Source organism: Acinetobacter sp. NBRC 110496 (assembly GCF_000876115.1).
Lineage (GTDB): Bacteria > Pseudomonadota > Gammaproteobacteria > Pseudomonadales > Moraxellaceae > Acinetobacter.
Genome location: NZ_BBTF01000083.1, coordinates 1 through 9,176 on the forward strand (window position 1 = coordinate 1; position 9,176 = coordinate 9,176).

The following is a 9,176-nucleotide window of genomic DNA, read 5'->3' on the forward strand; positions in this document are numbered from 1 at the left end:
ATCTATTTTTTGCTTTCATATAAGGAAGTTACCATACTTTTTAATATGCTTAACTTCCTAAGCCCCTAAAATATATTTGCAAAATAAAGAAAAGTACATAATATTTATTCTGAATTTTTATTGAATACAATAACATGCGAATTTTAGTCCTTAGTACAACAGGGCAACCTGAAGCCAATTTAGAGTCTGCACGCTACTTTATGGATAATAATAGCCATATTGAAAAAATTACAATTTTAAGTACAGACTACATGGATAAGGAAGGTAAAACAGAACTCCTCAAAAAAAGTTTAAATAGCATAACTCAAGCAGAAATTGAAATTCTAAATATTCCAAATGGTTATGAAGAATCTAATATGTTTGCTATGCAAGAGCTGATTCTAAACTGGGTCAATAGCCACCCACTGAAAGATACGTTTATGTTTAATGTTACGGGTGGCACCAAAATTATGAGTATAGTTTTAGATCGGGCAGCCATGCTCCTCGGTACAAAACGAGCAGAATGTTTTTATCAAAGCCGAGACCATCATATCACATGGTATCAACGACAAGACCATATGATCTCCTTCCCAATCAATAGTAACTTAGGCTTACAGCAACGTGTTTTGGCTCGAGGTTATCAAGTTACCAAACAGCAACCTATCCAAGAAGTTGAAATTATTGAATTGAAATATGGTGAATTTTTAATTGATAAAATGCGTGATGATTTCTCTAAAGGCAGAAAGTTTATTAGTTTTATGAATAAATTGGCATGCTTAGCCGAGGAAGATAAAAATTTAACAGCGCAATACAAATCTATGGAAACAGAAACCATAGAAGAGATTTCGAACTTAGCTCAAATCACGCAAAATCATTTTTTCGGCTTCAATAGTGACACGCTCACTATTGAATTTAAAAGTAAAGAAACTATAGCTTATGTTAAAGGTGGCTGGTTAGAAATTTATGCAGGTTATGAGTGCTTCAAAGTTCTAATATCCTTAACTCCTCAAGCAGAATTGGCACTCAATGTTGAACTTAAGAAAAATCAGACTCCAAATGAAATGGATATCATGTTTATTCATCATGCAAATTTATATTGTATCGAATGTAAAACAGCCAAGACCATGGCAGAAGATAAAGCGCAAGATGTGCTTTATAAACTCAGTGCTTTACAAGATTTCGGTGGTTTAAATCAAAAACGTGCTGTTGTTTCACTTTATTCACTAAAAGATTACAACCTCACACGTGCTTATAATTCAGATATTAAAATTTTCCAAGAAAAAGAGTTACTCAACCTATCTGAACATATTTTGAAATGGCTACAACCCAACCAAAAAGAACAGGTCATAAACATAAGCTTATAAAATTAAGGCATTGGTATGATTTCTGCGATCATACTTTTAACTTAATACCACAGACTATTTATGACTATATATTTTGTAACTCGTCATGTAGGTGCATTACAATGGGCGACGCAACAACATTTGAACTTTGATATACACCTGAATCATCTTGATAGCCTAGATCGTTTAGATGCTCAAGATACAATAATTGGAACTCTTCCAATTAATTTTGTATACAAACTCAATAGAAAAGGAATACGTTATATTCATTTTTCTTTAGAAATTCCGCATGCTTTACGTGGTGTAGAGCTAAATGCGGAGCAATTGAATGCATGTCAGGCAACCTTAGAAGAATTTGTTGTATTAAAAAAACCTATAAAATTGGAATTGCTTTAAAACCAGCAAAGGTAATCTGTTAGATGTTTACACTTTTTTAACCTACACGTAGTTTAAAATTTTGTTTAACAACAAAAAACTTGTTAGAGTCTAAAATAATTTCCATACCAATAAGGGATTGAAGCTTTTATACTCAACTGCTAAAGTCAAAAAATAAATCCACATTCATAAATAAAAACTAAAAAAAAGAGAGCCTAAGCTCTCTCAGCGTTGTGCCATCTTGGATTCAATCCATTGATTGATTTCCCATGCTGACCAACAAATGCGATTTTGCGTCATTTTAATTTTCTTTGGAAAAGTAGAATCGTAGTACGGAGATTTTTCGTTCATTATGTCATAAACAGTTGAACGACTAATACCAGTATATTCTACGACCTGTTTAATGCTAATAAGCTGATGTATCTGAAAAGTTTGACCTGTGAACGCATTCATGATGTTTTTCTCCCTATCAATGATGCGAGCGCGATTTCGCTCAAATAATAGAGCTCGCTGTAAGAAAAAACGTCTTGCTTCCACCTAATCAATTCAAAGCCTGCACCGACTGTTGCAACCCTTTCTGAATATCCTGAACATGAGTCAAATCATGCGCTTGCTGATGCTGTTCTGATTTAGATTCATCCGTGTAAAACTCTTCAACAATATCCAGTCCGTCGTCACCTCCCACCTCAAAACTGGCATTGCCATAACCCTGCCGAGCAACATGATCCAATGCCTCCTGATAAAATCCTGCTGCCTTGCTCTGTTCATCAATCTGTTTGGCTGAGCTAATCGCATCTTTTAGGTTTGTGCCATCTCGTAAGGTTAAGTCCACGTAATAGATCGGGGTACGGTAACTCTGGGTGGTACTTTTTCCTCTCAATGTGAGTTGCAAAGGCAGACATGAAAGCAGGTCACCCGATGCCGCATGGTAATAACTCAGCCTTGCTGCCAAAGTGCGAATACTGTTAAAGCCCGTGGTTCTAAAGATGAATGTGCCAAACTCATCCGATTCATCTAGGTTGACGTAGAGTCTGCCATAGGGTTTGCATAATCCACCTTGTGCCAATGGGCATAAATCAGGCGATGGACATGGATGTTGTTCAATGCCGTTTTGTCCGAGTCGCTGACAGGTTTCGCCATTGCCTGAACAAATTAAGCGTCCAGTTTGGCGGTCAAACAGACTGTACTCTGCCCGTAGATTCAGTTCAGGATCGTTGAAGATCATACGGACTGGAATGCTTCTTAGCTTTTGGTTTTGATTCGGTGCTTTGGCACGAAGCTGCTCATCTAGTGGATGTTTGACCCAACCATCCTTATTTTGGATTTGGCTAGTAATGGTAAATTGGTCATCCTTTTCAGGCAGTCGTTTGCCATTCTTTTCTACTATTTTGCCAATACTGATACGACCCAAAACAGGTGGGGTAATAGCTGAACCTTTAATCATGGTGATGTCCTCTATACAGATGTTGAAATTTGGGTAAATAAATTTTGGGTATAAAAAAATCCCATACCTGTTGGGGCATGGGATCGGTTGGTTTGGGCGATGGATTTCAATATCTCAGTCTTATCCACCATTGGGATAAATCTGAAAACGTCGTGTCCCTGCTTTAGTTTGTGGAAACTGCTGTAGATATTCAGGATGCTGTTTAAGAAGCGATTTACTGTCTAGGCTGATTGAGTCTTGTGATTTCTTCCAAGTGACTGAACCACCCGTGAATACAGCTCGCTCAGCCTCTTTCATCAGCATTTGTAGTTGATGTTTTAACTCATCAAAATACTGTTGATGTTGCTCAACCTTATGTCGCTCTTCTAACAATTGGTTAAATAGATAGTTGGCTTGTTCATTTTGGGTCAGATCTTCAACCAATAGTGGAATCTGTTCAGGATAGAGTTGTTGTAATGCTCTCGCTGCGGAGTCAGAAGCATCGACACTCGGCGGAATATCCGACTCCACACACTGCCAGAAGTGACGTTCGGCATTAATGATGTGCTGAATCACAGTTTCGTTGCGTGTCACTTTATAGATTTTAGTTTCATGTCCACAGATTAAGGCACAGATATGAGCGGCTTGTTTTCCTGTCACTGCCAATTGATGTTGCACTTGGCAAAGAACATAAAGTGGTACACCATCTCGCCAGAGTTTTGAACCATATTCTCCAACGGTTTTACATTCCAAGATTTGAACTTCTTCACTACCCACCACGGCATAATCCAAATTGGCGAGCATAAAGTGTTTATCTTCATCAGGATGCTGTAGCACTGCATTAACCCGACGGACTTTATGGTTGGTGTGCATGCTGTAGTATTCCGCGACCAAGGGTTCTAACTGCTTGCCCCAGTACAATGGCGCATAGCCTGCACTTTCATCCTCGATGTTTTGTTGCATCCGTCCTGTTTTGATCATCCACAGTTCCAGCATCGACATATAGGGATTCAGTCCACAGGCGGTAGCGGCATCACTACTGCCAATGCCCTGTTTTCTGACCTCTAGCCATTGCTGGTAATTCATCTGTTTGGTGTTAGCAAGACGTTTGGCTACTGGAGCTTTGGTTTTACGTGGTTGCGTATTCGGTCGATCACGTTTAGTTCGAGTTCCGACTTCAATCTGCTGGGTCGGTGAGTTTTGAGTGGATGGATTCTGGTTTGGTGAATAAGATTGTAGTGGTGGGTTATTTAGTGTGTTTTGAATTTGAGTATGGCTATTCATTAGAAATATTCCTGTATGAGTAAAAGCGTAAAAGCTGAATTTCGGGCATAAAAAAAGCCACATCGGGGATGATGTGGCGAAATGAGAATTGCAATGCTTGTTACGGCTTTACTGTATGTTTAAATTAATTGGCTAAGCTTAAATAAAACTGAAAATAATTTCAGTAAGTCAAATAGTTTTAAGCCACCATTCGCAGGGCTTGTTCTAACGCTCTCTGCTTGATGGCTGCACCTGCGCCAAACCAAGCTGAATCTAAACGATGATCTGTGCTCATCGCTCTTCGTTCATGGTCACAGAATTCTGTGATAGAGCAAAGTAAACCATAAGCAGTATCCTTGGCTGAGCTGAGTTCTGCACCTCGTCCATGTCCGTTAAACATGGTCATGACTTTAGACATAGCACGTCCATTCGGTTCGGTTTTATTGTCAGTTTTGGATGAGCTTGTTTGATTTGGCATGGCTGCATTGCGATAGAACTGCACAATGCTTTCATCCTGTTCTGCTGTACTTAGACTGGTATTGTTAAACACTGCATCAAAGTAAGCTGCTGCTTCTTGCTGCGTCACCTTACGCTGACTCAGTTGTTTCATTTCATACATATGTTCATCCCATGCACGAACTGAAATCCCCAGTTGCTGTTTAACTTTATCCGCATCGAACTTGGTGCTATGCGGAACTTTAACAACACCTTCACTGGTATTTTGTCCTTTGAGCGCAATAGCTAGAGTGTTATTACACACCACGCGGATCGAAGTGAATTGTGCTGTGGTAGCCAACGTTCCATCACAGGCGGTCGCTAATAAAATATAGCCATTACTAACATCCTTACCTTTTAAGGCTGAGCTTTGTCCTGTACGTGCCAATGCCCAGAATTTCTTACCACCTTTCAGCACACCTGCGGTTTCCAGTTCAAAACCTGATTGTTCAGTCAGGTCACGATAGAAATGCAGGATTTCCATCGGTTGCACTTCCTGAAAGCGTTGACTCACTACCGATAAAGGTGCGTGGGTATCGGATCGGTAAAGTACGCGCTGTTCTTCAAAGGGCATAATAATGCTCTGCCCCCGATGGTTTTGTGCCATGTAACTGACATCGGAGGATTCGATGCGCCAATCCATGCCTGCCTGCTGTGCCCAGACCTCTAACGGTTGATTCGGTGTGAGTTGATTACCTAAGCCATGCCAAGGGGTTTGTCCTACAAATGCCATAGTTTCAACTAAATGTGCCATAAGAATAATTCCTGTATTAATTTTAAAATGGGTATAAGGTTCGATTTGTGAATTTTGTTGAATGCTTAACTGCGTAAATTCGGGCTAAAGCTGCGGTCACAGTGATTGCAGTAATACTGTCTGCGTGAAATGGGTTGTAATGGCTGTTGCTGTTCATCTTCAGTGATCAACATCCAAATACCACCGATCAGTACTCCAACGATTGCGCCTGCAATCGGTGGGATATTTAGACTTTTGGAAACACTCACGCCTAATGTGGCAAGTGCCATCGGTGACATCACACTATTGGCAATATGGTTATTGGTTGAGGTACTGGGTAAATGTTGAGTTGGTTCAAGTAGTACCGTCTCTCTGGACTGGCAGTAAGGACATGGCAAACTCATTGTGGTAGTTCCTGTAAATGAATAAAAAAAGCCTGCTGGGGAAGCAGGCAAAATGATTGCGATGTAGCTGAAGCATGTCTTGGTGCGATCTCGAATAGAGAAACACCGTTCTCAATTAGATGCTATGTATTTGTATTTTTTTAGAATGCGTTTTTTATCATCAGTTTTAGGCAGTTTTTGAATGATGATTAAACAGATCAATTGACCTGTTTTTTCGCAACGATTATCATGCAAGGACTGACCTACATTGTCAGTCGGTTTTGACAGACCGCAGATCCAGCACGATATATGAAAGTAATTTTGTATGTTGTGGGAACCCTCGTGTCCCCCTTTTTTCTATGGTAGGGCGAGAGGGGGACGCCTCGTGCGTGCTGGTTCCTTGGATCCCAGTCTGTCAACCCCCTTTCGTTCTGCCACCATAATCAATTGACAGTGATTCGGTAGAACTTCTTGTAATTCCAAGGAGTCAATCATGACGCAATTTACTGTGCTTTATTCCCCTGCACTTTCTCCGCCTATCAGGCATTTCATTCCGATTCATTTATCACACGCTTTTGCTGTGTCCTGATTGATTCAAAGCATCAATTAACTGCTGCATTCATTTCGGTCAGTGGTGTTTTGTGCTGGATAAAAATCATGGAGCGTACTGCACAGCTTATTTGGCTTGTCCTTATTGTGCTCAGTAACAGCATAGCTAGAGCCTATGACAGCCAAGCAGAATGTATTTGAAATTACAGTCAATTTCATAATTCATTTTAAAAACTTAAAAAATATTGGATGGGGAAATAATAGGATGAAATACGTTTCAATTGCGCTGCTCACCAGTCTTGCATTGGTCGGCTGTTCAAAACCACAACAAGATAATGTACAGAAAGAAGAGCTATCTCAAAAGATTGAAAAAATGTCATTGAATGATGCTGCCCCTGCACAAGCTGTTTCTTCTCCTTTGCTTATCGCTCGAAATCAAATTACACCTCCGCTCACAAAGACTGGAGAAGACTTTCAGGAACTCGTTAAAGACGAAGGATATTTTTCTTTTTATCCGCCGTATAAAACCATCTCTGGATTGCAGATGTTTGCTGAAAATTCAGATGTGGCTGACTATTGTGCAAACTGTGTGCATTTCCAATCTATTCTGAATGATTTAAGAAATTTGCTGGCTTTAAAAAATAATCAAGTTTTAGTGATTGGACATACAGGTCAACAATTTCCTGCATTCACTTTTGCTTTAGGTGATGACTATTCTTTGCGTGCAGCGCATGATACTGCTATCAATTATATAAGATCGACGATGCAGGTGATTCCACCACAGAAAAATCAATTTGAAAGTACAGAACAATATCAACAACGTATTCAGACACTTCAAAAAGAACTGGATACTAAAAATACCCATCTAAATTATGACTTGAAGCTTTTAGAACTCAGTTTAAATGCCACGTCTTCACAAAGTCAGTTCATGCCGAGCAGCTATACACCGAATGACCGACCGAATGGTCCAATTGATAATTTTGTTTACTACGATGCTGAGTCGAAACAATTACATTTTGAGAATATGAATTTCGCATCTGATCTTATTGTGAATTTCACCGCCCCATCCACGCCAGAGTTAGCACAAAATATCATTACGGCTGGTGGACAAAAATATGTCGGTTATATTTTTAACTTCAATAACCATAAATTGGAATTAGATAGCTTAGTCATTTATCAAACCAACATTACTCAAGCTGATTCTGCAAATGAGCCAATCGCAATCCTTGAACCAAGTACCATGTCCTTTCAACGTAAACATTTCAACGGCATAGAAAATGCGCCATTAAAGAAATTTGATGCGCCACTGAAAAAGCCAATTCCTTTTGATTTCACCTTGTATAACTACACCCCGATCGAAAAGGTATTTAAAAAGATCGTTGAGTAATTCCAAACTTTATAAAAAGCAAGAAATTGATTTATCCAAAAATTAAATACATAGAGTTGGGCTTTCGCCCAACCCTGTAAATCAGAATATTCGATTAAATATAGGCATGTGTAATGAATTTTATTCCATCTATTGTTTTATCCAGTGTGTTGCTACTGACTTTAAGCGCATGTAATTCAGGCAACGATGTACCAAAGCCCAAAGATACCCAGACCAGTGAGCATAGCACTGCTGGTGCGACTGAAACGCCTCAACAATCCGAAGATGATTTTCCACCCGTAGATAAATCCTTTTTAGAAGATGAATCATATAATGCTGAGGAAGTGACTGAACCCACTGTACAAGAACAGTTTGAAGTACGTGTTCGTCGTGAAGAATCACAATACTCCATGACAGGCTATACCGACTTGTTAAACATCATGTCATTGAACGATGCCCCAACCACCATCACAGGTGTTTTAATCAATCGTGGTAACTGTAGAAGCAAGGGCACTTATGACTACCAAAATATGCGTTATGGTTCGGTAGCAAAGGTCTACTTAGGCTGTTCAGCTGAATACGTGCGTGAAGTGACCATCACGACCAGCAGTGGCTTGACCTATACCTATAATTTTTAGGCATTCGCCCATTCATGCTTCAGTGGATTAGTGGTCTAAGCGCATTGTTTTCCTTAGACCACTTTTGAACTACAACTCAATTGATTTTTCTGAACAAAACTAATTCAACTTTAAAGGAATGCGTTCACAATCAAAAATCTTGCGACGAGTTCGCGTCACCCTTAAATAATGATTTTTACTATTCGCATTGAAATCACTCTTGAGCAATTGCAAAGTACGTTGAATCTGTCTGTCATCCTGACAATTCACTGACCAACCTTTCTTGGCTTGTTCTTCAATGTAGGCTTCACCATAACCATTACTGAGTTCTTCCCACTTCGCTGCCAATTTATTGGCATGGTCAGATAAAGTCGTGTCCTGTGCCTGTCCTGCATAAATGAAGTAGATCTGGAGGTAGTAACCCCGATCAGGATGATGTTTCATTTTCCAGATCACAGAATGGATGCAACGGAATAAATTGATCTCCCTTGCCCTGACCTCTCTCAACAAGGCATAGACATAACATTCAAATTCGTGAAATGCTAATGACGATACATCTGCCCTGATACTCAATCGCATTGGAAAGATCATTAAGCAATCTGTGTATTGCATGGTATTCAATAAGAAACGTTCGACCTTTGAACCGTACC

At 39.6% G+C, this 9,176-nt stretch carries 9 protein-coding genes and 1 pseudogene; 4 read left to right on the forward strand and 6 right to left on the reverse strand.

The genetic code is table 11. The annotated features are described in order from the left end of the window. Positions 1–134: 134 nt before the first annotated feature. Both Aba26S_RS19835 and csx16 read left to right on the forward strand, forming a co-directional pair. The gene (locus Aba26S_RS19835; protein ID WP_043974596.1) at positions 135–1,343 is read left to right on the forward strand and encodes a Card1-like endonuclease domain-containing protein; all 1,209 of its coding nucleotides are present in this window, start codon (positions 135–137) and stop codon (positions 1,341–1,343) included. A 60-nt stretch (positions 1,344–1,403) separates the two neighbouring features. Further along, complete coding sequence (gene csx16, locus Aba26S_RS19840; protein WP_043974599.1) at positions 1,404–1,718, forward strand: CRISPR-associated protein Csx16; 315 nt, start codon at positions 1,404–1,406, stop codon at positions 1,716–1,718. 204 nt (positions 1,719–1,922) lie between these two features. Here csx16 and Aba26S_RS19845 read toward each other — a convergent pair whose 3' ends face one another. The 5 genes from Aba26S_RS19845 to Aba26S_RS19865 form a co-directional block, all read right to left on the reverse strand. Then, positions 1,923–2,150 (reverse strand): AlpA family transcriptional regulator, encoded by a 228-nt coding sequence (locus tag Aba26S_RS19845; protein WP_043974623.1) that lies wholly within the window; start codon positions 2,148–2,150, stop codon positions 1,923–1,925. Positions 2,151–2,238: 88 nt separating this feature from the next. After that, a complete protein-coding gene (locus Aba26S_RS19850; protein ID WP_043974602.1) occupies positions 2,239–3,141 on the reverse strand; it encodes a hypothetical protein in 903 nt (300 codons plus the stop codon). Between the two features lie 120 nt (positions 3,142–3,261). Next, positions 3,262–4,404: a YqaJ viral recombinase family protein gene (locus Aba26S_RS19855; protein ID WP_043974605.1), complete on the reverse strand. Its 1,143-nt coding sequence runs from the start codon at positions 4,402–4,404 to the stop codon at positions 3,262–3,264. A 178-nt stretch (positions 4,405–4,582) separates the two neighbouring features. Beyond that, positions 4,583–5,632: a DUF932 domain-containing protein gene (locus Aba26S_RS19860; RefSeq protein WP_043974608.1), complete on the reverse strand. Its 1,050-nt coding sequence runs from the start codon at positions 5,630–5,632 to the stop codon at positions 4,583–4,585. 65 nt (positions 5,633–5,697) lie between these two features. Then, complete coding sequence (locus Aba26S_RS19865; RefSeq protein WP_043974610.1) at positions 5,698–6,015, reverse strand: hypothetical protein; 318 nt, start codon at positions 6,013–6,015, stop codon at positions 5,698–5,700. A 793-nt stretch (positions 6,016–6,808) separates the two neighbouring features. On the opposite strand from Aba26S_RS19865, the gene Aba26S_RS19870 reads away from it, so the two are divergent. Together Aba26S_RS19870 and Aba26S_RS19875 are read left to right on the forward strand one after the other, a co-directional pair. After that, positions 6,809–7,930: a hypothetical protein gene (locus Aba26S_RS19870; protein ID WP_043974613.1), complete on the forward strand. Its 1,122-nt coding sequence runs from the start codon at positions 6,809–6,811 to the stop codon at positions 7,928–7,930. Between the two features lie 113 nt (positions 7,931–8,043). Then, entirely contained in the window at positions 8,044–8,547 is a 504-nt protein-coding gene (locus Aba26S_RS19875) for a hypothetical protein (protein WP_043974616.1), read from the forward strand. A gap of 99 nt (positions 8,548–8,646) precedes the next feature. Here the strand turns inward: Aba26S_RS19875 and Aba26S_RS19880 are convergent. Continuing rightward, a pseudogene (locus tag Aba26S_RS19880) lies at positions 8,647–9,176 on the reverse strand (hypothetical protein); the annotation flags it as partial.

What these genes read in the sequence shown, in the direction of transcription:
- Aba26S_RS19835 (WP_043974596.1), top strand. Translation starts at nt 135, where the DNA reads ATGCGAATTTTAGTCCTTAGTACAACAGGGCAACCTGAAGCCAATTTA.
- csx16 (WP_043974599.1), top strand. Translation starts at nt 1,404, where the DNA reads ATGACTATATATTTTGTAACTCGTCATGTAGGTGCATTACAATGGGCG.
- Aba26S_RS19845 (WP_043974623.1), bottom strand. Translation starts at nt 2,150, where the DNA reads ATGAATGCGTTCACAGGTCAAACTTTTCAGATACATCAGCTTATTAGC.
- Aba26S_RS19850 (WP_043974602.1), bottom strand. Translation starts at nt 3,141, where the DNA reads ATGATTAAAGGTTCAGCTATTACCCCACCTGTTTTGGGTCGTATCAGT.
- Aba26S_RS19855 (WP_043974605.1), bottom strand. Translation starts at nt 4,404, where the DNA reads ATGAATAGCCATACTCAAATTCAAAACACACTAAATAACCCACCACTA.
- Aba26S_RS19860 (WP_043974608.1), bottom strand. Translation starts at nt 5,632, where the DNA reads ATGGCACATTTAGTTGAAACTATGGCATTTGTAGGACAAACCCCTTGG.
- Aba26S_RS19865 (WP_043974610.1), bottom strand. Translation starts at nt 6,015, where the DNA reads ATGAGTTTGCCATGTCCTTACTGCCAGTCCAGAGAGACGGTACTACTT.
- Aba26S_RS19870 (WP_043974613.1), top strand. Translation starts at nt 6,809, where the DNA reads ATGAAATACGTTTCAATTGCGCTGCTCACCAGTCTTGCATTGGTCGGC.
- Aba26S_RS19875 (WP_043974616.1), top strand. Translation starts at nt 8,044, where the DNA reads ATGAATTTTATTCCATCTATTGTTTTATCCAGTGTGTTGCTACTGACT.